Below are 24,529 nucleotides of genomic sequence, written 5' to 3'. Positions count from 1 at the left end.
AACCAGCCATGAACTTCAAAATCCTCGATCGTTACCTGATCAAAAACTTCCTGATTACCTATGTGTTCGTGGCGTTCGTCATCGTACTGATCATCTGTATGATCGATTACACGGAAAAGGTCGACGACTTTCTCGACAAAAAAGCGCCGCTCAAAGAAATCATCATCGATTATTACCTTAATCTGATCCCTTACTGGATCAATTATATCAGTCCGCTGATGGTATTCATCGCCACGGTGTTCTTCACCTCGCGTATTGCGGCCCGTACGGAGATCATCGCAATGCTGAGCAGCGGGATCAGTTTCACGCGGATGCTGATGCCCTATATGGCCGGCGCGGTCGTTTTGGGTATCCTGACGTTCATCCAGGTAGGCTGGGTTTTGCCCAAAGCCAACAAGATCCGTAACGGTTTTGAAAAAACTTATGTAAAAAACGAGTTTTATTTCAGCGGGCATAATGTCCATATTACCATCGCCCCCGATGTGTACGCTTACCTTGAAAGCTACAATACCACGACGCAGACGGGGAACAAATTCACGATGGAGACGATCAAGGGCACGAAACTGCTGCAAAAGTTTTACGCCGAAAAGATCGTCTGGCAGCCTAAAAAGAAGAAATGGACCTTGCAAAACTACCAGGTAAGGACGTTGGACAGCCTTGGCGAGCGGCTAAGCCGGGGTACCGAGATCGATACGACGATAAACCTTTCTCCCAAAGATTTTGAAAGTGACTACAACCTCTTCGAAACCTTTACATTACCAGAGCTGAACGACTACATCGAACTGCTGAAAAGCCGCGGTGCCGATGGCCTGGAAGTTTATCTGATCGAAAAATATATCCGTTTTACTCAGCCATTCGCGATCCTGATCCTGACGGCGATCGGCGTAATTGTATCTGCGCGGAAAAGCCGACGTGGGGTAGGCTGGCAAATTGCCCTGGGCTTTATGCTGGCATTTATTTACATCCTCTTCTTTTTGTTATCCAAAGGCGTCGCGGAGGCCGGGACGATCAACACCCTGTTAGCGGTGTGGCTACCGAATATTGTCTTTTCACTGATCGGGGTGCTGCTTTATAAAACATTACCGCGGTAAATATGCTTTCGTCCTCTTCCGTACGCTCTTACCTGCATTTACATTTTCTGGTGATGATCTGGGGCTTCACGGCCATCGTAGGGCTGATGGTGACGATTTCACCTGTGGCGTTGGTCTTGTACCGGACCCTTTTCGCAGCGATCGGGCTGAGCGTTGTGATCATCTCATTTAAAAAAAGCTTTGCCGCAGCTGGCCGTGATTTAATCAAAATGCTGGCCGTTGGCTTTGTGCTTTCAGCGCACTGGATGCTGTTTTTTGCATCGGCGCGGGTTTCAACGGCGTCCGTTTGTCTGGCCGGAATGGCCACGACTTCGCTCTGGACCAGCCTTTTGGAGCCTTTGGTTAATAAAAGAAAGATCAGTCCGCTCGAAGTAGGGTTGGGTGTTCTGGCGTTTGCCGGCCTGTATGTCGTGTTCAGATTTGAATTTGATCATGCCCTGGGACTTATGCTGGCATTAGCGTCGGCAGTGCTGGCAGCGACATTCACGGTAGCAAACAGCCGGCTCGTGCAACGGATCGATGCCTGGGTGATCACTTTCTATGAAATGGTTGGCGCTACATTGTTTTCGCTGCTCTTTCTGGCCATTTCAGAAAATAAAAACTGGAACGGGGGCGCGCCGTTTATCCCGGTAGCGGGCGACTGGATCTGGATATTGTTCCTCGCATTCGTGTGTACCGTCTACGCGAGCACGATGGCGACGCAGCTGATGAAACAGTTCTCGGCCTATCTCATTAACCTGACAATCAATCTGGAACCGGTTTACGGCATTGCGCTGGCCTTTTTTATTTTTGGTGAGAAGGAGCGAATGACCCAGGGCTTTTACATGGGTACTTTGCTGATCCTGCTCGCGGTACTTCTTTATCCGCTGCTGACGAGCACCGTCTTGAAGAAGCGTAATCGTAAGATAATTGAAACCGGTAAATAGGTCATATTGGTCAGCCGGTGGGCATGAAGGGGAGCTTATTAACTTATTACTGCTATTTTTGTCGATTCAACCAACAGGGTGACATATGAATCCAGCTCGTTTACTTTTAGTGATACCATGCTACAATGAAGAGGCGATCTTGTACCGGACGTATGCTAAATTAAACACCTACTACAACGGCATTAAGGAGCAGGGCCTCATCGCGGAGGACAGCCGGATCTGTCTTGTAAACGACGGCAGCCGGGATAAGACCTGGTCGATCATCGAGGATCTTTGCAGTAAAGACCAAAATGTCATCGGAGTAGGGCTGTCAAGAAATTTCGGTCACCAGAGCGCCATTATGGCCGGGTTGGAACAGCATGTCAACGATTTCGACTGCTTTATCACCATCGATGCCGACCTTCAGGACGATATCAACGCCATTACCGCCATGATCGAAAAGCATCGTGAGGGTGCTATGGTCGTATACGGCGTGCGCAGCGACCGCAGTTCCGACACCTGGTTCAAGCGGTTCACGGCAGAAGGTTTTTATGTATTAATGCAAAAAATGGGCGTTCCCGTGGTATTCAACCATGCCGATTTCCGTTTGATGGATCAGCGTGTACTGAAAGAGCTCGGTAACTTCCGCGAGATAAATATGTTCCTCCGCGGCATTGTGCCGCTGATAGGTTTTAAAAATGAAAAGGTATTTTACAGCCGTCTTGAACGCGAGGCCGGCGAAACCAAATATCCGCTCAACAAAATGCTGCTTTTCGCATGGAACGGCATTACCTCGTTTTCGACATTCCCGATGCGGCTGGTGCTGTATTTCGGGTTTGCGAATTTCCTTATCGCAATGCTGATCGTGGTGTATATTCTTTTTTCATTCCTGATTGGCCACACTGTGCCGGGCTGGACATCGACTATGCTGCCGCTTACATTTTTCAGCGGATTTAATATGATGGCGTTAGGCCTGATCGGGGAATATATCGGTAAGATTTATGAAGAAGTAAAAGGCCGTCCACGCTATATCATAGAAAAAATTGTCAATGAATAGATTTTATAGAAAATACCGGGTTGTAGGCAACTGGATCAACATTCTCCTGATGCTGACCGTGCTGGTGCCGCTGCTGGCGCTTTCGTATTTCAACCATCCGTCGCCGGCGGACGATTTCTGTTATATAGATACCGTGTTTAAAATAGGCTGGTTCGAAGCCATGAAGCTTTATTACACCACCTGGACCGGCCGGTATTTCGGCATTCTCCTCAACCATTCAAGCCCGCTATTGTTCCATTCGATTGCTGGTTTTAAAGTGTTGCCCGTCATATTGCTGCTCGGGATGGTATTTGCATTGTACAGCCTGTTCCGGCATTTGACCCCCACTTTGTCAAGATTGGCGCATCTGGGCTTTGCCAGCGTGGTTTTTTTCCTGTATATCCTCAAAATGATGAGTATTTCCGAGGCATTTTACTGGATGGCCGCGTTTGTCACTTACACAGTTCCGAATATCCTTACATTGCTCTGGATCGTGCTGGTACTGCGCTGGTACCGCCAGGATACCCAGCCGGCGAAACTGTTTGTAGGTGCGCTATCTGGTTTTCTGATATTCGCGGTAATCGGAAGTAGCGAGACGAATCTGCTCATCATGGTGCTGCTAGTCGGTGCCTGGCTTGCTTACCGGGTACTCTTTAACCGGAAGGTCGATGCTTTTATGGTAGCGATGGCGGTGGTGACGGCGGCTTCCTGCTATTTCTATTTCTCATCCCCGGGCAATGCAGCGCGGATCGGCGGCAATCCGCTGGGAGGTAACGTTCCGTTCTCGGTGGTTTCGTCATTTAAAAAACTGGCCTGTCTGGGTTACGACTGGGTATTCCGTACGCCGCTGATATTCTTTTCGCTGGCATGGGTATTCGTGCTTTCACGGCTTTCCGACGGCGCCCGAAATTACTTTTCCATCCCGGTCTGGTATGCGCTGTTGCTGTTTATCGGCGTGCTGTCGGCGCAGCTGTTCCCCTCTTATTATGGTGTGGGAATTGAGCCTACGCCGCGTGTGATCAACTGCGTGTTTTTCTTCTTCCTGATTGGGTGGTTCTATCTTATTGGGGTGTTTTTTCACTATTTCAAAAAGAGGAAAGTTACTTTCCTGCATTTCACCACCATTCGCTATGGCATCGTTTACACTGTGCTGCTGGTGTCGGTAGCCATGTCGTTTTTGCGCAGCAGCAATGTTAAAACAATGTATGCGGACCTGCTGAAAGGCAAGGCGGCGGCATTCGACAAGGAAATGTACCAGCGCTATGCTTTGATCAAGAATTCACAGGAAAGTATATTGTACCTGCCGCCGATCCGGTCCAAACCGATGACCATTTTCCTCGACGACGACATCAAAACCGACCGCAACCACTGGTGGAACAAATGCACGGCGGGCTATTTTGGCAAGGAAGCCATTTACATGAAAGATACTGAAGGTGGACAACAGTAATAAAAAGCCGCTGATCTTCCTGGTAATGGCCGTGCCTGTGGTGTTGTGGGCGGCGGTGATTCTATACTATTCGGTAAACCTGCCCTGGTACGACGATTTTGACCCCTTCCCGGATTTTCTGCATAAGTGGATCACGAGCGGCTCATTGCCGGAACGTCTTATACTCCTTTTTCAGCCTAACAACGAGCACCGGATGGTGGTTGGTAAGCTGGCAACACTGGGTTATTACTGGATTACCGGGCATCTCAACTTTACCTTCCTGCATATTGGTGCGGCACTTTTCACGTTTGGCACATTGGCCGTCTTCTGGCGGGCTTTCAGGCGGTCGAATCTGAGTGTCTGGTACTTTCTGCCCGTGCCGTTTCTGCTTTTTCAACTGCAATACCACCTGATCTTCCTTTGGGCAATATGTGGCTGGCAGCATGAGCCGGTGGTTTTCTTCGTGGTGCTATCGATGTTTTTGCTATCCGGAAAGCGTTTCGCGGGAGCGTTGCTCGCGGGCGTGTGCGCTACTTACGCGATGAGTAGCGGGATATTTGTATGGCCGGCGGGTGTTGCCGTGCTTTTGTTGCGGTCGCAATACAAGCAGTTAGCTGCGTGGGTGGTGGTGGGTGCATTGGCGGTAGGCTTTTACTTTTACGGAATGTCGGCGCAGGGTAATGAGTCGAGTTTTGCGTTTTTTGCCCAATATCCGCATTTGTCGGTGCTGGGCTTTTTTGCATTCCTGGGCGGGCTATTCGATTTCTTTCCTGAAAAGAGCATTGTCGTGCGGTCGGCGCTGCCGGTGCTGATGGCTTTCATGGTCATGATCTGGGTGGTGATCTGGCTTTGGCGACAATTTACACCGTGGTTGGCGCGAACATTTGGCATATTCAGAAACAATGCCGCTCCGCTCAGCCCGGAGCGTACCGATAATCTGAACGCATTTTTGCTGGGTATCCTGAGTTTCTTGCTTGTCGAAGCATTGGTAATCGGGCTTTTGCGGCCCCGGTTCGGATTTTTTGTGATGATAGTTAGTAATTACAAGATTTACCCTGCCCTGTTCCTCATAGTCACCTATTTAACTTTTATTGTTTCAACCCAAAACCAAACCCTGCGGAAGCGGGCTTTGCAAGTGGTTGCGTTGGTAGCGCTGGTAATCTGGGGAGTTTCGATTTATACCTATCTGCCGGTTATTTCGGAGCGTCGCAAATATTATATGGTAAATGGCTACAACCAGGAGCACAATGGTTTCGGTCTGGGCCATGTGCCTTATTCGGAAGGAGCGCGGTACGTCGATAATGTGATGAAGTCCCTCGTCAAAACGGGCGTGTACAGCTATCCCAGGGAAGGAAACGAGTTGGGCCGACAGGTCAACGCCCTTACGACCGCATTTCCCGTGGAACGGCAGGTTACCGTTGAGCACCGCGAAAAGGGCATTTACTTGAACGATCCGGAAGGAATAATTTCACCCGCGCGCTCGCATGGGCAATATGCATTTGTGCGGAATGCGCAGCGCCTGTATTTCTTCAAAATGGAGCCGCACAAGTACGTCGGACGCAATTTCTTTAAGCAATACGACAAAGGCTTTGACATTGTAATACCGCATTCTTCCTTGCTCCCGGGCACTTACGACCTGGGAATAGTGAATGTGGAAGGAGCCGGTCTTAAAGGTGGCGTTCTTGGAAAAGTGACAATACCTTAAATAACAGAATGTTTCGATAATAGCCCGAAAGGTGTATTTTTGCCTCCATTGGTCATTGAAAAACTCAGCATATTGAAAACTCCTCAAATTTCAATCGTCGCGCCGCTATATAATGAATCTGAGACGTTCCCGCTGCTGGTACAACGTATCAACGCGTTGATGGATGCCAGCCCGCTGTCCATTGAGGTGGTATTGATAGATGATGGCAGTAGGGATGATACTGCGCTCAAAATCAGACAGGTGGCTCTTACGGACGAGCGTTATCATGGCGTTTTTCTTTCGCGTAATCACGGCCACCAGCTCGCGTTGACGGCCGGTATTTCAGCAGCGCGCGGCACGGAAGCACTCTTCGTAATCGACGGCGATTTGCAGGACCCGCCGGAGCTTTTGCCGGAATTTTACAAATTGCTGCAAGAGGGCAACGACGTAGTTTACGCGGTGCGTAAAAAGAGGAAAGAGGGTTTTGTTAAAAAAATGGGGTATTACTGGTTTTACCGCATTCTCCGTTCCATTTCCTATGTGGATATCCCGCTCGACAGCGGTGACTTTGCATTGATCAGCCGCAGGGTAGTCGATGTTCTGAACAAGATGCCCGAAGAAAGCCGCTACCTGCGCGGAATGCGCTCCTGGATTGGGTTCAAGCAGGTCGGCTACGAGTACGAGCGTGATGCACGCGCTGCGGGGGAGTCCAAATATTCCTTCAAACAGCTTTTCGGCCTCGCTTACAACGGTATTTTCAATTTCAGCGAGTTTCCGATCAAATTTATGAGCCGGGTGGGCATGACGGCCATTGTCATATCGCTGCTGTACTTCGCGACGGTCGTGCTCAAAAAGTTATTTTTTGCCCATGTGATTGAGGGTTTCGCAGCCCTGCTTTTTGTGATTATCCTGTTCAGCGGGGTACAATTGCTGGCGTTGGGCATTATTGGAGAATATGTGCTCCGGATTTTTTTTCAATCCAAAAACCGGCCCTTGTTCATTATCAAAGAGGAAATAGTCAACCGGGAGTACATTTGACCTGATGGATTTTCATTCGATTCAATTTGCAGTTTTTTTCATAGTAGTCACGCTGGCATATTTCAGCCTGTCGTGGAAAGGCCGTTGGATGCTCTTGCTAGCTACCAGCTGCTATTTTTATATGGTTTTCAAACCGGTTTTCATCCTGATCTTGTTTGGAACCATCATAATCGACTATTATGCGGGGATCTGGATTGAAAAATCGCAGGAGCAGCGGCAGAAAAAGCTCCTGCTGGTCATCAGCCTGATCTCGAACATTGGTATTCTCGCATTCTTCAAATACTACGATTTCGTGCAGGAATCGGTGAATGCCATTCTTACCAACCTGCATTTAAGGCCTGCATTTCCCGCATTCACACGACTGATTCCCGGCCCGATTGCCGAATGGATGACGACGGGAAGCGGCGCGTTGCTGTTACCGATCGGTTTGTCGTTCCATACATTCCAGGCTATGAGCTATACGATCGAGGTATACCGTGGCAACCAGGCGGCCGAAAAGCACTTCGGGATTTATGCCCTGTATGTGATGTTCTACCCGCAGCTCGTCGCAGGCCCGATCGAGCGGCCGCAGAATATGCTTTTCCAGTTCCACTCGTTTTTCAAATACGATTTCGAGCAGGTCAAGGCAGGGCTGATGCAAATGGCTTTCGGTTTTTTCAAGAAAATGGTGATCGCCGACCGCCTCGTAATGCTCGTCGATTATGCCTATGAAAAGCCGACCGAGCATAATGGGCTTACGCTGATCGTTGCCACTATCTTCTTTGCATTTCGGATCTATTGCGACTTTTCAGGGTACTCGGACATCGCCATCGGTGCGGCCCGTGTGATGGGTTTTACTTTGATGGACAACTTCAAGACGCCCTATATTTCCAAATCCATTTCAGAATTCTGGGGCAGATGGCACATTTCGCTTTCATCGTGGTTTAAAGATTACCTCTATATTCCCCTGGGTGGAAACAGGAAAGGCGAATGGATCAAGTACCGCAACCAGTTCATCGTATTCCTCGTGAGCGGGCTATGGCATGGCGCGAGCTGGAACTATGTGATCTGGGGCGCATTGCACGGCTTTTACCAGGTAGCCGCTTCATTGCGCGACAAGTGGTTGAAGCAAGCCGGTATCGAAATGCCCAAAAATGTCTTTATGGATGTCCTGAACATGGTGTTTACCTTCACGTTGGTCACCATTACCTGGGTTTTCTTCCGCAACCACAAGGCGCCGGTAAGCCGGTCGTTCCTGATTCTTGAAAAGATGGCCGGTTTCTCATTCTCCGAGCCGTTGCAAACACCGATGAATAATGCAGAAATGTGGTTCTGCCTGTTCCTGATCATTTTTCTGATGGTTAAGGAGCATTATTACCTGAAAATACCGACCCGGAACACCACTGTATTCTTCATCCTGTTCCCGCTCATCCTGCTGGCAAACTTCTTGCTGGGCGTAGTTTCGGAAAACCAGTTTATCTATTTCCAGTTCTAAAAGGGAGGGGTAGCTGCAAACATTTGCCTTTAATTATTTGTTAACAGATTTTGAAGGACTACCGACGTTCTTATTACCGATTTAAGTATCAATTGAAATGTACGAAGTAACATCCGACAACAGGCTGAAAAGTCTGATCGTAGTGGGGGATCGCGTTCTGATCCGCCCCAAAAGCCCGAGCGACCGCACCAACAGCGGTCTCTACCTGCCCCCGACGGTCACCGAAAGAGAGCAGGTTCAAAGTGGTTATGTGATCAAAGTAGGGCCGGGCTACCCGATTCCCGTGGCTGCGGAAGATGAGCCCTGGAAAGAGACCGAAGAAAAAGTGAAATATATGCCCCTCCAATCCAAGGAAGGCGACCTGGCCATTTATCTCCAGCGTAACGCGATCGACCTCGAATACGATGGCCAGAAATACGTGATCGTTCCACAATCTTCGATACTGATGTTGGAGCGGTCGGAGGATTTGTTTGAATGAGTGTATGAGTTTAGAGTTGATGAGTATAGCGTGGGATCTAAACTATTTTGACTCATTAACTTTAAACCTTAAACTCCTAAACTCATAAACCTTTAACTTAAAATGAAATACAACTTTCTGGGCAATACCGGGGTACTCGTTTCGGAACTTTGTTTCGGGACGATGACTTTCGGGGGCGATGGTTATTTTGAAGTAATTGGGAAAGTGCAGCAGGATGAGGGGACGGCTTTGGTGAAAACGGCGCTGGATGCGGGCATCAATTTCTTCGATACGGCTAATGTGTATTCATATGGTAAGTCGGAAGAGATTTTGGGAGCGGCGTTCAAGGCACTCGGTGTGAAGCGCAGCGATGTTTTTATTGCCACCAAAGCGCGCGGACGGATGGCTCCCGGCGCGAATCAGGTGGGGTTATCACGGCTGCATTTGATGGATTCGGTGAATGAAAGTCTTGTACGCCTCGGCACCGACCATATCGATTTGTTTTACATTCACGGCGTGGATGCGGAGACGTCATTGGAAGAAACCATGCGTGGGCTGGAAGACATTGTGCGCTCGGGCAAGGTTCGTTACCTGGGGGTGAGCAACCATGCGGCGTGGCAAATTATGAAGGCCAACGGTATTGCTGCGCAGAATGGCTGGACAAAATTTGTCGCATGTCAGCATTACTATACCATCGCCGGCCGCGACCTGGAAAGGGAGCTGATTCCGATGATGAAAGACCAGAACCTTGGATTAATGCCTTGGAGCCCGCTGGCGGGTGGTTTTTTGTCCGGGAAATATACCCGTAACAGCGAATTTAGCGGAGAGAACCGCCGCGATACCTTCGATTTTCCTCCTGTCGACAAGGAAAAAGCTTACGACATTATCGATGTCATCCAGCCCATCGCCCAGGCGCACGGGGTATCGGTGGCGCAGATCGCGTTAGCGTGGTTGCTGCATCAGGAGGCTGTGACGAGCGTCATCATCGGTGCTAAAAAACCGGAGCAACTGGCAGACAACATTGCCTCCACCAGCGTGACGCTGGATGCCGCCGAATTGGATCTGTTGAATAAAGTAAGCGCATTGAAAGCCGAGTATCCGCAATGGATGATCGAGCGGCAGGCGCGCGAACGAATCCCGGGCAAGCCATGAGAAAGTATTGCAGTCTCCTCCTTTTATTGCTCACTAGAATGCCGGTTTTGGCGCAGGAGCGTAGCGTTTCGATTACGATCGATGACGTCCCGAATGTTCATTTATATGCAGCAAGCGGTAATTCATCCGGACTACTGGCAAAGCTGGATTCGTTAAATCTGCCCGTGGCGATTTTTATTAATGAGGGCAATTTGAAGCGGAACAATGCTTTTGAACAGAACAAAAAACTGCTTCAAAGCTGGATTTCCCGGCCCTACGTTACCGTTGGCAATCACAGCTATTCGCATCCTAATTATGGAGAGACAGGCTTCGAAGCATTTAAGGAGGAAGTTTTAAAAGGAGAGGAATTGTCGCGGGAAATGGCCAGACAGGCGGGCAAGAAATTGGAATACTTCCGGTTTCCGTTCAATGGAATGGGCAAGGATAGTGCGGAACAGGCCCGGATAGGGCAGTTTCTGACTGCACATCGTTACATTTCGACACCATTTACAGTGGAAAGTGAAGACTGGCTTTTTACACAGCTTTACGAAAAGGCATTGAAAGAAGGTAAAACAGAAGAAGCAAAGGCGATTGGGAACCGCTATGTCGACCTTAGTTTGCAACTTTTCGAGTATTTCGATGGTGTGGCGCTGAAAGTAACAGGCAGGCCGGTAAGGCAGATTTACCTGTGTCATGACAACCTGCTCAATACCGACTATCTGCCGGTTTTAGTTCAAAAGCTAAAAGAAAAGAAATACCGGCTGATAAGCCTGGCGGAGGCGATGGATGACCAGGCTTACCGGTTGCCGTTGCATTATCACGGGAACTGGGGCTTTTCGTGGCTTTATCGGTGGGTGAAAGATGCAGACGAGCGCCGTTCGCTCATGCGGATGGAGCCGGCGGATAAAGAAGCGCAGCAGGCTTACGAAGCTTTGACAAAAAGCAAAAAATAGGGCATTAAAAAAGCACGCTCTGTTGGGAACGTGCTTTCGAAATGTCTTTATTATGAACTAACCTTAGATAACGCGTACGTTAACTGCGTTTAGGCCTTTTCTTCCATTTTCTACTTCGTAAGACACTTTGTCGTTTTCACGGATATCGTCCTGAAGACCTGAAACATGAACGAAAATGTCTTTCTCTCCTGATGATGGTTGAATGAATCCGTATCCCTTTGATTCATTGAAAAACTTAACTGTACCTTCTGCCATTAGTATTGATCTTATTATTTTGTAATGACCAAATTTAGATATAAAAAGCATATTTGCAATATTAAAGTTTCTTTACCTTAGAATTATTCCAACCTCTCAGAATGCGTTTTATATTATGCCGCTAACTCGCCTCAAATCAAGAATATCCCCTTATTGGCTTCCAAATGGGCATTTTCAAAGCATTTACCCGGCACTCTTTCGGCGGATAGACGGTATAAAATATTTTCGTGAAAAAATTGTAACTCCCGATGAGGATTTCCTGAATCTGGACTGGTCATATGCCGAAGGCGAGGAGCCGAAACCACTGGTAATTCTCTCGCATGGTCTTGAAGGTAACTCCACGCGCCAGTACATAACGGGGATGGTTAAACTTCTCAACTTTCACGGGTTCGACTGCCTTGCCTGGAACTTCCGGAGCTGTGGCGGCGAGATGAACCAGACCGCCCGGTTTTATCACAGCGGGGCGACGGAAGATCTGGATGCGGTGGTGAAGTATGCATTTGAAAAAGGTTATTCGGATCTGCGGCTGATTGGTTTTAGTTTGGGAGGAAACCTGACTTTGAAATACCTTGGCGAATCGGGCGCCACGATTGACCGGCGTATCAAAGGTGCGATCGTGTTCAGCGTGCCGATGGACCTGAAAGCGTGCAGCCTGGCGATCATTGAGCCCCGGAACCAGATTTATATGCACCGTTTTTTGAAATCATTGAAACCCAAAGTGGTGGAAAAAGCGGGCCTGTACCCCCAGCGGATTGATTTGAAGGACCATGCATTGGTCAAAACCCTCTACGATTTTGATCATATTTACACCGCGCCGCTGCACGGGTATACCGGAGCGGACCATTATTATGCAGAATGCAGCTCGATGCACTTTATCGAGCCGATTTCGGTACAGACGATGATCGTAAATGCTGAAAACGACCCGATAGTCCCATTCGACAGCCTTCCGATTGAAGTACTCCGGTCGCATTCCAATGTGACTTTGCTGGCGACGAGAGACGGCGGCCATTGCGGTTTCCGGCCCGCGCGCCTTACGGACGAATTCTACTGGTCGGAAAAACATGCCCTGCAATTCCTGACCACCCTCTGACGATCCCTGACCGTATCCTGACTACTTCCTTGCCACTCTGACTATTTCCTGACATTTCCGATCCTGTACGACACATTCGTGGGCACTTCGTCGAAGAATAAAACTGTTCCAAACATTATTTTGTTAGCGCTATATACCAATAGATTTTGGTAATTTTGTGGCCTGTTTCAAACAGGCCGGACCCTTAGAGATAAAAATTACATTAACTCGATCATTTTTCAGTTATTTCCTGCTTCATGTCCACATTAACACTCAATCCAGCACCGTACATTATCATTGATTTCGACAGCACGTTCACGAAAGTGGAGGGGCTCGACGAATTGGCCGCGATCGCCCTCAAAGGCCATCCGGAGCGTGATCAGATTGTTCAGAAGATTTCTGATCTGACCAACAAGGGTATGAATGGCGAAATGTCGTTTGCGGATGGTCTGCGCCAGCGAATCGCCTTACTGAAAGCGAACCGCTCGCACATTGAAGAGCTGGTTTCTTTCCTGAGAACCAAGGTTTCGGACTCGTTTAAGCGCAATACGCAGTTTTTAACGGAGAATGCGGAGCAGATTTTTATCGTTTCAAGCGGATTTAAGGAATTTATCGTTCCCGTGGCTACTGAGCTGGGTATTCTGGCCGACCATGTGTACGCCAATGAGTTCCTGTTTGACGAAGAAGGAAATATCATCGGCATCGATGAGGAAAATGTTTTGTCCATGGACGGCGGAAAGATCAAGATACTTTCTGCATTGAACCTGTCGGGCGACGTTTACGCTATCGGTGATGGTTATACGGACTATGAATTGAAAGCCTCCGGCCTTGCCAACCGTTTTTATGCATTTACAGAAAACGTCGAACGTCCGAAAGTAACGGCAGTGGCTGATCACATCGCTACTTCTTTCGACGATTTTCTTTATGATAACAAATTCAGCAGAAGTCAGTCATTTCCGAAAAGCCGCATTAAGGTATTACTCCTTGAAAACGTGCACCCGGTTGCACGTAAGGCGTTCGAAGTAGAGGGCTTTAATGTGGAGTTCGTGAAAGGCGCTCTCGATGAAGATGAACTTTGCGAGCGTATCAAGGATGTATCCATTATCGGTATCCGCTCTAAAACGACCATTACCAAACGTGTACTCGAAAATGCGAACCGACTGATGGCGATCGGTGCGTTTTGCATTGGCACCAACCAAATCGACCTCGAAGAAGCGGCCAAAAAGGGTATCGCGGTGTTCAATGCACCTTATAGCAATACACGCTCTGTGGTGGAACTGGCTGTGGGCGAAATGATCATGCTCATCCGGAATATCGTTGGTAAAAGCAATTCCATGCACAAAGGCATCTGGGACAAATCGGCGAACGGTAGTTTCGAAATCCGCGGTAAAAAACTCGGTATGGTGGGTTACGGAAGCATCGGTACCCAGCTTTCTGTGGTCGCCGAAGCTTTGGGAATGGAGGTTTATTTCTACGACGCGGTTGAAAAACTGTCTATCGGAAATGCCAAGAAAGTCAATACACTGGAAGAATTGCTGTCAATGTCCGATGTGCTGAGCTTGCACGTGGACGGGCGTAAGGAAAACACGAACATGATCGGCAAACGCGAGTTTGATCTGATGAAAGACGGTGTGATCTTCCTGAACCTCTCACGCGGACACGTTGTGGACATCAAAGCGTTGGCTGATGCCGTGAAAAGCGGTAAAGTAGCCGGCGCGGGCGTGGACGTATTCCCTAAGGAGCCGAAAACCAACGACGAGATGTTCGAAAGCGAGCTGCTTGGCTTGCCGAACGTGATCCTGACCCCGCATATCGGTGGCAGCACCGAAGAAGCGCAGGAAAATATCGGCCATTTCGTGCCTTCCAAATTGCTGGAATTTATGAATAATGGTAGCTCTTACGGCAGCGTCAACTTCCCCGAGGTACAATTGCCAAAGCTGAAAGACTCGCACCGCTTGCTGCACATTCACGCCAACGTACCGGGCGTACTGGCGAAGCTGAACCAGATTTTTGCGAAAAACAATATCAACATCACCGGCCAATACCTCAAAACCAATGAACATATCGGCTACGTGATCGTGGATATCGCCAAAGATTATACAGAGGAATTTATCCAGGAAGTGAAAGAGGTGGAAGGAACGATCCGTTTCCGGATGCTATACTAGGAAGTATGCGAATGGTCAGCTGATTCAAGGCTGACCATTTCTGTTTCATAGCGGTTCATTCACCTGTTTATCGTGCCGGCGACCCGGTCATTCATTATTTCTACCCATGTCATTAACATATTTCACCCCTGGGCCAGCAGCCTTGTATCCGACGTTTGAGCAACATTTGAAGACATTCGTCGAAAACCAGCTCGGTTCGATCTCGCACCGCAGCCAGCAATACCGCGACTTGCATAAATTCACAGTCGACCAGCTGCGCACGCTACTCAACGTACCTGATACGCACGCGATCCTTTTTCTCGGCTCGGCTTCCGAAGCATGGGAGCGCATTCTGTTCAGTACGGTGGAACTGGAAAGCTTCCATCTCGTAAATGGCTCGTTTTCGAAGAAGTTTTACGATTATTCCAATGCATTGAATAAATACGCCCACAAGTTTGAAAAACCGATGGGAGAGGGTTTTGTCGCTTCGGAAATCGAAGTGCCGGAGTATGCCGAACTGATCGCCACGACGCACAATGAAACCAGTTCGGGTGTTCAAATGCAGGTTGCTGAGATCCATAAATTGAAACAGAAGCATCCTGACAAATTCATTGCCGTAGATATGGTGTCTTCTGCGCCCTATCCCGAGCTGGATTACAGCATTATCGACACGGCGTTTTTCTCCGTGCAAAAAGCATTCGGTCTGCCGGCTGGCCTCGGTGTCTGGATCGTAAACGAGCGTTGTCTGGAAAAAGCGAAGAGCATTCGCAACACCTATTCCATCGGCGCGCATAACGACTTGCCAACACTCTGGAAGAATGCGCAAAACAACGAAACGCCCGCGACGCCGAATGTGATGGGCATTTACCTGCTGGGAAAGGTTGCGGAGGACTTCAACCGGATCGGTGTGCAGAACATCCGTAAGGAGACTGAACACAAGGCAGGGTTGCTTTACAAGTTTATCGAGAAGACGGCAGGTTTTTCAGCATTTGTGAAAGACAAAGCTTTCCGCTCTCAAACAGTAATTGTGACAGATACAGAAGCGCCGTCAGCAGATATTATCAAGAGCATTAAAGCAAAAGGCATGGTGATCGGGAGCGGTTATGGTGCTGGCAAGGCTACCCAGCTGCGCATTGCCAACTTCCCGGCAACTTCTGTGGAGGAAACCGAAAAGCTGATCCACGAGCTCGGAAAGCTCTGAAAAAATAGCTTGTAGAATAGTGTTACCAAAAGGGTGCCTGAACGTACAAATGTTCAGGCACCCTTTTCTTTTTCAAATGAAACGGAACGACATTCTATGGAAATCGATACTGGAAGATATTTTTGATGACTTTCTTAAATTTTTCTTTCCTAACGCAGACGGACTTTTCGAGCTCGGACGCGGTTTTGAATACCTGGACAAGGAACTGGAACAGCTCTTTCCTCCCGAAAATGATAATTACGCCCCGAAGTATGTAGATAAGCTGGTAAAAGTTTACCGCCGGTCCGGGAGGGAAGCCTGGTTGCTTGTACACATCGAAGTACAAGGTTACCGTGATGAGCGTTTCGCTGACCGAATGTTCACCTATTATTACCGTATCTGGGACAAGTACCGTCAGCCCATTACCGCATTTGCTATTCTGACGGATGAATGCAAATATTTCCTGCCCGATCAGTTCGAACAGGCTTGCCTGGGAACGAGTTTATGTTTTCGGTTCAACAGTTTCAAGATACTGGATCAATCGGACGACGAGCTTGCTATCAGTGACAATCCTTTTGCCCAGGTAATTCAGACGGTTAAGCTGGCGATTAATGGGAAGAGGTTTTCGGTTGATGAACTCTACCGTTTGAAAATTGATCTGGCAAAGAAGCTTTTAAGTAGTAAAATTCCGAAGGAGAAGATTGTAAAGTTGATGCATTTTTTGAAATTTTATGTGAGACTGGGAAGCGAGGAACTTGATAAGCAGTCCAGACAGGAAATAGACAGATCAATTAATCCAGACCCAATAGCTATGACAATCGAAGAAGCTATTTTGCATATTGTAAAAGAGGAGGCAGAGGAGAAGGGCCTTGAACAAGGAATTGCCAAGGAGCGTCTCGAACGCAATACCACCGTCGTCGGAAACCTTCTCCGCGAAACCAAATTCACCCAGAAGGAAATCGCACGGTTGGTGGGTGTCCCGGCTGCATTTGTGAGGGAAATCAAGCGAAACTTATAGTAACACACATATGTAAAGTAACAAGGCTGCCTTAAAAGGCAGCTTTTTGCATTAATGGGGATTGCCCGCGTAGGATAGCCGACACCTCAATGGTATTTTAAGGATAAATTTTTAGCTTTATGCTTTCTTACGAAAACGGACAAAAGCAGTGATTCAGATTGCTACCTCAACGGGGGAAACCAAAGATCATGATCTATGGCAAAGGATTCGCACGGGCGATGAGCAAGCCTTTACTGCGATTTTCGAGAGATACCACCGCACACTTTACAACTACGGCAGCAAGCTTTCAACCAATTCCTCGCTCGTAGAGGACGCGGTTCAGGATGTGTTCATCGATATCTGGCGGCTGCGGCAAAACCTCACGGAAAACGTTACCTCGGTCAAATTTTACCTTTACCGCGCATTGCGCCGGCGTATTCATGTCGCTCTGGATAAGTTTCCTTCCATGGAGGAAATCAGTGAGCTGGACGATGAGGATACGCCCGCAAACCACACCCATTCGGAAGCGATCCTGATCGAGGTCGAATCTACATCTATCCGTGCGCAACGTATCCAGGAATTACTTGCACAATTGCCCGAGCGGCAAGTTGAAGCACTTACCCTTCGCTATTTCGACGATTTCAGCATTGAAGAAATAGCCGGGATCATGGGCGTCAATGAGAAATCCGTCCGCAATTTCATCTACAAAGCATTGACTTCCCTGCGCCAGAGCCGGGAAATCCTGCTCATTTCTTCCCTGATTTTCTGGCTGTTACTATTTTTTTAAAATATTTCTTCAAAAAATTTCATTTTGGAGAGGTTAAATCCGCGTTTCGTCGCTCTGTACTATTGAACGACGATAACTGCATCCCGCGAAACATGAAGCACGATCCTTATTCTCTGACCGAGCTGATCAGAAATGAAGCGTTTATCGCTTGGGTAATGCATCCCGACGAGCTCAGCGACCGCAAATGGCGGGCTTTCCTGGAAAACAATCCGGGAAAACGCCAGACCGTGGATTCGGCGCGGGAGTACGTTATTCTGCTGGCAAAAGATACGGGAAGGCATCAGCCCACCCAGAAGCAAAGCGACAGAATGTGGAGTATCGTCGAAAGCCACATGCATGACGACGGACAGAAGATGCCCGACCACGAGCCCGTCGCCGTTTTCAAAACAAGCCGCAGGCAGGGATGGCGTTGGGCGCGCGTGGCGGCATCAGCAGCGCTGATCCTGAGTATAGGATCGGTGAGTTACTGGTTCTATTACAAAAAAGCCGATGGCCCTTTGCAGGAAGTGGCGGTGCGGGAGGAAACGGGTACGACCAATACCATTCAGAAATACAATGACACCGACAAGCCGATGACGGTATTGCTGCAAGACGGAAGCTCGGTAGTATTGCAGCCGGGCGGCAGATTAAGCTATTCGGAGGGCGTAAACAAGAAGAGGAGAGAGGTTACATTGACGGGAAAGGCGTTTTTTGAAATAGTAAAAAACAAACAGAAACCATTCCTGGTATACAGTTACGGCCTGGCTACCAAAGTGCTCGGAACCAGTTTCACGATCGACGCTTCTTCGGAAAGCGAGGATATCAAAGTAGAAGTTCGAACGGGCACGGTCTCCGTTTTTTCCATCGGTAACCTGGACAACAGCCAAAAGGAAGCCGTTCTGGATAAGCCCGAACTGGAAGGCGTAACGCTCAGCCACGATCAGCGGATCGCGTTCTCGAAAGAGAGCGGTAAAATCATTCCGTTGCCTGCTGTCGCGACGGTAACCTCGGATAAAGATGTTTCCAAGCAACAATTTGTATTTGATGAAACTCCGGTTTCGGAGGTGTTCCGGATACTGGAAGGCGCCTACAACGTCCGGATCGTTTATGACCGGGAAAAAATGGGCAGTTGCCCGCTGAACGCGACTTTGATCGGGCAGCCTTTGAAGGAAAAGCTCGATGTGATCTGCAATGCGCTGGATGCGCAGTATGACGTGACCGATAACCAGATAACGATCCTGGGAAAAGGATGTAAGTAGTTTTAAACCCGACATATCACATTTTACCCTAAACGCCGCCTATGACGTAACGATACCCTATTGCCTGAAAATAAAAAAAGACCAGCCATGTTCCAGCATGACTGATCCCAGGTTCCCCCACAGTAACGGACATTACTGCTACATCCATTTGGACAATGGATGAACAGGGGAAGATTTCGTTGAATAATCTCCTTAAACAACAAATTCATTCAAAAATATGAAAAAAGTTCGACGACCTGAAGACTTTCTCATCAAGCTCATGCGAATCACATTAATGCAATGTATCCTGGCTGGCCTGTTCGCAGGCATCACGTGGGCAAACGACGGGAGGGCTCAATCCGCATTGAGCCAGAAGGTTACCGTTGACATCCGGAACGAGGAGATCAAAACGATCTTCGCGCAGTTGGAAAAGCAGACCAATGCGAAGTTCATATTCAGCTCAAAATTGATCCAATCTGACCGCCGGGCTTCGGTGAAGGTTAAAAATGGCTCATTATCGGCCGTTTTAGACGCTTTACTGAAACCGCTGGAACTGCATTACAATATCAAGAACGACCTGATCGTGATCAAACCCGACCATGCGTCGGCCGAGCCGGTGTCGGAGGAAACGCCGATTGTGGAAATCAGCGCCGAGACGGTGGATAAGTCCATTTTGGGTGTGGTGAAAGACGAAGCCGGTGCAGGTTTGCCCGGCGTAAGTGTGGTATTGAAAGGTACGCAGACGGGTACTTCCACGGACGAAAAAGGCAATTTCTCGCTCACGCTGCCCAATGGCGAGCATGTGCTGATCTTCTCGTTTGTAGGGTTTATTTCGCAGGAAGTGGCCGTTCCAGCAGGCCAGAGCACATTGGACATCGTTTTAAAAGTAGATAACAAAGCGTTGGAAGAAGTGGTTGTGGTAGGTTATGGTACGCAAAGAAAAGAATCACTCACGGGCGCGATCGCCACGGTGACCAGCAAGGACATCGAACGCGTACACGGCGGTTCCACGGTAAGCTCGGGTCTGGCAGGAAAAATCCCTGGCGTCACATTCCGGATGCCGGATGGCCGGCCCGGTGCGAGTGCCAACATCCAGATCCGTAATATGGGTAACCCGTTGTTCGTCATCGACGGTATCCAGCAGGATGCGGGTCAGTTCAACAACATTTCCCCCAACGATATTGAAAGCATTTCGGTGCTGAAAGACGCTTCTGCGGCCATTTACGGGGTTCGTGCGGCGAATGGGGTGGTGGTTGTAACGACCAAACGCGGTAAAATGGGTGCTAAAAATACGGTGAGCGTCGATGCTTACACCGGCTGGCAAAACTGGTCGCGCTTCCCGAATGTGGTGAACGATTCCTATCAATGGATGTTAGGCAAGGCGGAAGCGGAAATGAACCAGTATGGCAAAACGTCCATCACGCAGTCAGAACTTGAAAAATACAGGGCAGGTACCGAACGCGGTTATCAGACATTCAACTGGAAAGACTTCATTATCAAGAAGAATGCGCCGCTGAGCTCGATCAACCTGAACATGACGGGCGGTTCGGATAAAATCAACTATTACATTTCAGCGACACGCCTGAGCCAGAACTCCGTGCTGGGCCGGGAATTTACATTCGACCGAACGAACATCCAGAGCAATGTGGATGCGAAAATTACCGACCGCCTGAAACTCGGTGTGCAGATCAACGGCCGGATTGAGAAGCGCGACCAGCCCGGTATCCCCGGTGCAGACGACTACTGGCTCCCCCGCTTCGCGATCCTGCGCAACCGCCCGTTCGAGCGCCCGTACGCGAACGATAACCCTGAGTATCTGAACGATATCAAGCATAACGAAACCAACTGGGCTTATAATAACAAGAAACTCGGCGGCTACTGGACCGAATACTGGCGCGTGTTGCAAACCAACTTCTCGGCAGAATATCAGATTCCGGGTGTGAAAGGTTTGAGCGCGAGGGGAATGTATTCTTACTACATCGCCGACCGCGTCATGAACGGCCACGAGTACACCTACAAGGCTTACACCTACAATCCGAACGACGATACTTACACCGTAACCGGCGGCTCCACCAACCCGTGGCGCGAGCGCGGCACCAAAAAAGTCATGCGCAATGTGTACCAGGGACAGCTCGCCTACAACAACACATTCGGCAAACACACCGTCGGCGCGACATTCGTGTCCGAATGGCAGGACGAGCAGGTACAGGAGCAATGGGTGCATGCCGTTCCCAAAACCAACGTGCTGCCATTGATCTATTTCCCAACGATGGATACGTATAATGACAGCGATACGGAACTTGCACGTATAGGGTATATCGGTAGGGTGAATTACGATTATGCAGGCAAGTATTATCTCGAAGTTTCGGCCCGGCGCGACGCGTCGTGGAAGTTTGCGCCCGACCGTCGGGTAGGCTGGTTCCCGTCGGCTTCGGCAGGTTGGAGGATTTCGGAGGAAGACTTTTTCAAAAAAGTGGTTGGAGAGCACAGCATTCTGGATGACCTGAAATTCAGAGGGTCATACGGTATCCTGGGGGACGACAATATCCTTTTCGATAACGATCCCAACAGGCCGCTGAGCCCGTATGCATACCTGCCAGGCTACGATTACAACAAAGGAAATGTGATCCTGAGCGGCAATGCCGTGGTAACATCGCGGGATAAAGGCCAGATCATCAATACGATTTCATGGTTTAAAAGTAAAATCCTGGACATCGGCGCCGACTTCTCTCTCCTGGGAACGAAGATCACCGGTAGCGTGGACTATTTCTACCGGCTCCGCACAGGATTGCTTGGCCGCAAATACGACATCCTGGTACCCAGTGAATTAGGCTATTCATTGCCCGATGAGAACGTGAACAGCGACTCGCAGCGCGGATGGGAAGGCGCATTGACCTACAATGGCAAAGCCGGTAACATCAACTATTCGGTAGGCGGTAATGTATCGTTCTCACGCACAAGGTTCAATGAATCCTACAAGCCGATTTTCAACAACTCCTGGGACCGATTCCGTAACTCGAAGGAGAACCGCTACACTAATATTTTCTGGGGATATGAGGCCACTGGCCAGTTCCAATCGGCGCAGCAGATCGCGGAATATCCGGTGAATATCGACGGCCAGGGTAACCGCACCTTGCTGCCGGGAGATTTGATATACAAAGACATCAACGGCGATAATGTGATTAACGGACTGGACGAGAGACCGATAGGCTACAATGCAACCGGTCAGCCAAATGTAAACTTCGGATTGAACTTCTCGGTAAGCTGGAAAGGCATCGGTTTCAATGCCGACTTCTCGGGCGGCGCCATGTATTCCTGGAACCAGAACTACGAGCAGCGCTGGCCATACCAGAACGAAGGTGCATTGAACAGCATTTTCCTCGACAGATGGCACCGGGCAGACCCGTTCGACGTAAACAGTGAATGGATTCCTGGTAAATACCCCGCGCTACGCTACAACGATGGCGGCCATATCAATTACAAAAACTCGACTTTCTGGGTGCACAACGTGAAGTATATCCGGGCCAGAACGATCGAGCTTAGCTACTCGCTGCCGAAATCGATCCTGGAAAAACTTCGTCTGCAACGTGCCCGGTTCTATATCAACGGCTATAACCTGTTCTCGATCGACAATGTGAAAGAGTACGGCATCGACCCTGAAATCGAGAACGATAACGGGTTGCAATTCCCGCAGAATAAGTTTGTGAACGTAGGCATCAACCTATCTATTTAAACCGATTGGATTCCAACATGAAAAAGATATTTCAAATATTATCTATTGCCGTATTGACATTGGGTTGGAGCTGTAACGACGACGATTTTCTGAACCGTCCGCCAACCGGCCAGCTTTCTGAAGAACAGATCTGGACAGATGAAGGCCAGGTACTTTCGGTATTAGGCGATCTGTACAACCGCTACGTCGATCAATCCACATTCAAAACGATCAACGATTATCCCGGTTGGATGACTATCAGTGATTTCAACGAGGCTTTCTGGTCGGAGGCGGGCAGGTACAACAATTTCCAGAACAGCGGCTGGGGTTTCGGTTCATGGGCGCACTGGGATTACGCCTATATCCGCGAAATGAACCTGTTTATCCAGAAATGTACTGCTGCTGAAAAGCTCAGCCCGGCCGTTCGCGAGCGTTACCTCGCCGAGGCACGTTTCCTGCGTGCATCCTATTATTTCGAGCTGGCGAAAAGAATGGGCGGTGTGCCGCTGATCCTCGAACCGATGGTATACGATTACAGCGGCGACCCGAGCTACCTGCAACATCCGCGTGCGGAGGAGTCGGAAATCTATGATTTCATCATCAAAGAGGCTGAGGAGATCAAGGACAAACTCCCGGCGACACCCGGCGAGAAATCGCGTGCTACCAAGGCTGCGGCGCTGGCCATGGAGGTGAGAGCGGCCCTTTATGCGGGTTCGATTGCCAAATACGGGGCTAATACGCCAGCAGTATCACTTCCAGGCGGCGAGGTAGGCATTCCGGCGACGATGGCGAATGGTTATTATACCAAAGCATTGACAGCTGCCAAGGAAATCATTTCCGGTAAGGCGGGGACCTATGCATTGTATACCAAAAAGCCGGACCTGTCTGAAAACTTCGCCAGCATTTTCTATGATAAGGCCAATAATTCCGAAGTCATTTTTGTAGAGGATTTCAAACTGCAAAGTGGAAAGGTGCATTACTTCACCGGCTGGAACCAGCCGCGTTACGGTGCCGAGGAAGAGGAAGGAGGGCGCATTAACCCGTCGCTGCAATTTGTAGAAGCATTCGAGAAACTGGACAACACATTCGCGCCGATTCCCACCACCAATGCAAACGGAACGCCGATCTACTACAACGATCAAACCGACATTTTCGCAGGCCGCGACGCCCGCCTTGCCGGAACGGTGATCCTGCCGGGTACCACATTCAAAAGCCGTAAAGTGGATATCTGGGCCGGTTACCAGCTCGCCAATGGCACAATCATCAGCGGCGACGACCGCGGTGCCCAAAAAACGCTTCCGGGTAAAACGGTACCCGAACAAGTCGTAGGCTTCGACGGCCCGATCGACGGATTTGAATTCACTGCGCAAACCGGGTTTTACCTCCGCAAATACCTCGATCCGGTGCTCGGCTCCGGCCAGCGCGGGGTGAACAGCGAGGTGTGGCTCGTCCGCTACCGGTACGCCGAAGTGCTCCTGAATGCAGCAGAAGCCGCATTTGAACTGGGCCAGGCAGCAGAAGCGGCAGGTTACATGAATCAGGTCCGCGCACGTGCAGGATTGGTAACGCCCCTGAAAGCCTCCGAACTCAATTTCGACCGCTTCGTGCATGAACGCCGCGTGGAGTTTGCTTTCGAAGGGCATCTTTTGTATGACATGAAAAGATGGCGCATCGCCCACCTCATTCAGGACGGCAATGCGATTACCGTGGCGGAAGTTTCCAAAGACCTGGGTAAGGCCACCAAGCGCAACACGCAGCCGTGGGGATTGTGGTCGTACAAAATCTACGATCCGGGCTCTGCTAACAATGGCAAATGGATTTACAAGCCGGTCAAGCTGAGCCGTGTCACTGGCGCCGACCGTTTCCAGCTCGGTAACTACTATTCGTACATCGACGACGCGATCATCAGCAATAATCCGAAGCTCGTCAGAAACCCGAACCAATAGACCATCACATTCAAAGGATACGATATC

Annotated in this window: 19 protein-coding genes; 18 read left to right on the top strand and 1 reads right to left on the bottom strand. The window is 49.3% G+C overall.

Features of this window, described 5'->3' with window-relative positions:
- The first annotated feature begins 8 nt into the window (after positions 1-8).
- The 10 genes from AAHB90_RS26450 (at position 9) to AAHB90_RS26405 (ending at position 11,195) form a co-directional block, all read left to right on the top strand.
- Positions 9-1,091: an LptF/LptG family permease gene (locus AAHB90_RS26450; protein WP_342088239.1), complete on the top strand. Its 1,083-nt coding sequence runs from the start codon at positions 9-11 to the stop codon at positions 1,089-1,091.
- 2 nt (positions 1,092-1,093) lie between these two features.
- Positions 1,094-2,017: a DMT family transporter gene (locus AAHB90_RS26445; protein WP_342088238.1), complete on the top strand. Its 924-nt coding sequence runs from the start codon at positions 1,094-1,096 to the stop codon at positions 2,015-2,017.
- Positions 2,018-2,102: 85 nt separating this feature from the next.
- Positions 2,103-3,053, top strand: a complete 951-nt coding sequence (locus tag AAHB90_RS26440) for a glycosyltransferase family 2 protein (protein WP_342088237.1) — start codon at positions 2,103-2,105, stop codon at positions 3,051-3,053.
- Positions 3,046-4,479: a DUF6056 family protein gene (locus AAHB90_RS26435; protein ID WP_342088236.1), complete on the top strand. Its 1,434-nt coding sequence runs from the start codon at positions 3,046-3,048 to the stop codon at positions 4,477-4,479. The genes AAHB90_RS26440 and AAHB90_RS26435 overlap by 8 nt, the downstream gene beginning before the upstream one ends.
- The gene (locus AAHB90_RS26430; RefSeq protein ID WP_342088235.1) at positions 4,466-6,163 is read left to right on the top strand and encodes a hypothetical protein; all 1,698 of its coding nucleotides are present in this window, start codon (positions 4,466-4,468) and stop codon (positions 6,161-6,163) included. Before AAHB90_RS26435 ends, AAHB90_RS26430 begins: the two co-directional genes overlap by 14 nt.
- A gap of 72 nt (positions 6,164-6,235) precedes the next feature.
- Positions 6,236-7,180, top strand: a complete 945-nt coding sequence (locus tag AAHB90_RS26425; RefSeq protein ID WP_342088234.1) for a glycosyltransferase family 2 protein — start codon at positions 6,236-6,238, stop codon at positions 7,178-7,180.
- A 4-nt stretch (positions 7,181-7,184) separates the two neighbouring features.
- On the top strand, positions 7,185-8,654 hold the full coding sequence (locus tag AAHB90_RS26420; RefSeq protein WP_342088233.1) for an MBOAT family O-acyltransferase: 1,470 nt from the start codon (positions 7,185-7,187) through the stop codon (positions 8,652-8,654).
- A gap of 97 nt (positions 8,655-8,751) precedes the next feature.
- Positions 8,752-9,132, top strand: a complete 381-nt coding sequence (locus tag AAHB90_RS26415) for a co-chaperone GroES (RefSeq protein ID WP_188934320.1) — start codon at positions 8,752-8,754, stop codon at positions 9,130-9,132.
- Positions 9,133-9,234: 102 nt separating this feature from the next.
- Positions 9,235-10,263 (top strand): aldo/keto reductase, encoded by a 1,029-nt coding sequence (locus tag AAHB90_RS26410; protein WP_342088232.1) that lies wholly within the window; start codon positions 9,235-9,237, stop codon positions 10,261-10,263.
- The gene (locus AAHB90_RS26405; protein WP_342088231.1) at positions 10,260-11,195 is read left to right on the top strand and encodes a polysaccharide deacetylase family protein; all 936 of its coding nucleotides are present in this window, start codon (positions 10,260-10,262) and stop codon (positions 11,193-11,195) included. Before AAHB90_RS26410 ends, AAHB90_RS26405 begins: the two co-directional genes overlap by 4 nt.
- Before the next feature lie 63 nt (positions 11,196-11,258).
- Here the strand turns inward: AAHB90_RS26405 and AAHB90_RS26400 are convergent, their stop codons facing one another.
- Positions 11,259-11,450 (bottom strand): cold-shock protein, encoded by a 192-nt coding sequence (locus tag AAHB90_RS26400; protein ID WP_090386381.1) that lies wholly within the window; start codon positions 11,448-11,450, stop codon positions 11,259-11,261.
- 115 nt (positions 11,451-11,565) lie between these two features.
- Between AAHB90_RS26400 and AAHB90_RS26395 the strand changes: the two genes are divergently transcribed.
- From AAHB90_RS26395 to AAHB90_RS26360, 8 genes are all read left to right on the top strand, one after another.
- The gene (locus tag AAHB90_RS26395; protein WP_342088230.1) at positions 11,566-12,540 is read left to right on the top strand and encodes a YheT family hydrolase; all 975 of its coding nucleotides are present in this window, start codon (positions 11,566-11,568) and stop codon (positions 12,538-12,540) included.
- Positions 12,541-12,776: 236 nt separating this feature from the next.
- Positions 12,777-14,684: a phosphoglycerate dehydrogenase gene (gene serA / locus AAHB90_RS26390; protein ID WP_342088229.1), complete on the top strand. Its 1,908-nt coding sequence runs from the start codon at positions 12,777-12,779 to the stop codon at positions 14,682-14,684.
- Positions 14,685-14,790: 106 nt separating this feature from the next.
- Positions 14,791-15,864, top strand: a complete 1,074-nt coding sequence (locus tag AAHB90_RS26385; protein ID WP_342088228.1) for an aminotransferase class V-fold PLP-dependent enzyme — start codon at positions 14,791-14,793, stop codon at positions 15,862-15,864.
- A gap of 76 nt (positions 15,865-15,940) precedes the next feature.
- A complete protein-coding gene (locus AAHB90_RS26380) occupies positions 15,941-16,861 on the top strand; it encodes a hypothetical protein (protein ID WP_342088227.1) in 921 nt (306 codons plus the stop codon).
- 148 nt (positions 16,862-17,009) lie between these two features.
- Positions 17,010-17,627 (top strand): RNA polymerase sigma factor, encoded by a 618-nt coding sequence (locus tag AAHB90_RS26375; RefSeq protein ID WP_342088226.1) that lies wholly within the window; start codon positions 17,010-17,012, stop codon positions 17,625-17,627.
- 92 nt (positions 17,628-17,719) lie between these two features.
- Positions 17,720-18,865, top strand: coding sequence for a FecR family protein (locus AAHB90_RS26370; RefSeq protein WP_342088225.1), 1,146 nt, complete (start codon positions 17,720-17,722; stop codon positions 18,863-18,865).
- A gap of 217 nt (positions 18,866-19,082) precedes the next feature.
- Positions 19,083-22,577 (top strand): TonB-dependent receptor, encoded by a 3,495-nt coding sequence (locus tag AAHB90_RS26365; protein WP_342088224.1) that lies wholly within the window; start codon positions 19,083-19,085, stop codon positions 22,575-22,577.
- A 17-nt stretch (positions 22,578-22,594) separates the two neighbouring features.
- On the top strand, positions 22,595-24,502 hold the full coding sequence (locus tag AAHB90_RS26360) for a RagB/SusD family nutrient uptake outer membrane protein (RefSeq protein WP_342088223.1): 1,908 nt from the start codon (positions 22,595-22,597) through the stop codon (positions 24,500-24,502).
- The last annotated feature ends 27 nt before the right edge of the window (positions 24,503-24,529 follow it).

This window comes from Dyadobacter sp. OTU695 (assembly GCF_038440355.1).
Taxonomy (GTDB): domain Bacteria; phylum Bacteroidota; class Bacteroidia; order Cytophagales; family Spirosomataceae; genus Dyadobacter.
Note: the sequence above shows the minus strand (reverse complement) of the source record. Positions and strands in the feature narration are given on the sequence as shown.

What these genes read in the sequence shown, in the direction of transcription:
- AAHB90_RS26410 (WP_342088232.1), top strand. Translation starts at nt 9,235, where the DNA reads ATGAAATACAACTTTCTGGGCAATACCGGGGTACTCGTTTCGGAACTT.
- AAHB90_RS26420 (WP_342088233.1), top strand. Translation starts at nt 7,185, where the DNA reads ATGGATTTTCATTCGATTCAATTTGCAGTTTTTTTCATAGTAGTCACG.
- AAHB90_RS26445 (WP_342088238.1), top strand. Translation starts at nt 1,094, where the DNA reads ATGCTTTCGTCCTCTTCCGTACGCTCTTACCTGCATTTACATTTTCTG.
- AAHB90_RS26365 (WP_342088224.1), top strand. Translation starts at nt 19,083, where the DNA reads ATGAAAAAAGTTCGACGACCTGAAGACTTTCTCATCAAGCTCATGCGA.
- serA (WP_342088229.1), top strand. Translation starts at nt 12,777, where the DNA reads ATGTCCACATTAACACTCAATCCAGCACCGTACATTATCATTGATTTC.
- AAHB90_RS26385 (WP_342088228.1), top strand. Translation starts at nt 14,791, where the DNA reads ATGTCATTAACATATTTCACCCCTGGGCCAGCAGCCTTGTATCCGACG.
- AAHB90_RS26415 (WP_188934320.1), top strand. Translation starts at nt 8,752, where the DNA reads ATGTACGAAGTAACATCCGACAACAGGCTGAAAAGTCTGATCGTAGTG.
- AAHB90_RS26405 (WP_342088231.1), top strand. Translation starts at nt 10,260, where the DNA reads ATGAGAAAGTATTGCAGTCTCCTCCTTTTATTGCTCACTAGAATGCCG.
- AAHB90_RS26400 (WP_090386381.1), bottom strand. Translation starts at nt 11,450, where the DNA reads ATGGCAGAAGGTACAGTTAAGTTTTTCAATGAATCAAAGGGATACGGA.
- AAHB90_RS26440 (WP_342088237.1), top strand. Translation starts at nt 2,103, where the DNA reads ATGAATCCAGCTCGTTTACTTTTAGTGATACCATGCTACAATGAAGAG.
- AAHB90_RS26360 (WP_342088223.1), top strand. Translation starts at nt 22,595, where the DNA reads ATGAAAAAGATATTTCAAATATTATCTATTGCCGTATTGACATTGGGT.
- AAHB90_RS26435 (WP_342088236.1), top strand. Translation starts at nt 3,046, where the DNA reads ATGAATAGATTTTATAGAAAATACCGGGTTGTAGGCAACTGGATCAAC.
- AAHB90_RS26380 (WP_342088227.1), top strand. Translation starts at nt 15,941, where the DNA reads ATGAAACGGAACGACATTCTATGGAAATCGATACTGGAAGATATTTTT.
- AAHB90_RS26450 (WP_342088239.1), top strand. Translation starts at nt 9, where the DNA reads ATGAACTTCAAAATCCTCGATCGTTACCTGATCAAAAACTTCCTGATT.
- AAHB90_RS26370 (WP_342088225.1), top strand. Translation starts at nt 17,720, where the DNA reads ATGAAGCACGATCCTTATTCTCTGACCGAGCTGATCAGAAATGAAGCG.
- AAHB90_RS26395 (WP_342088230.1), top strand. Translation starts at nt 11,566, where the DNA reads ATGCCGCTAACTCGCCTCAAATCAAGAATATCCCCTTATTGGCTTCCA.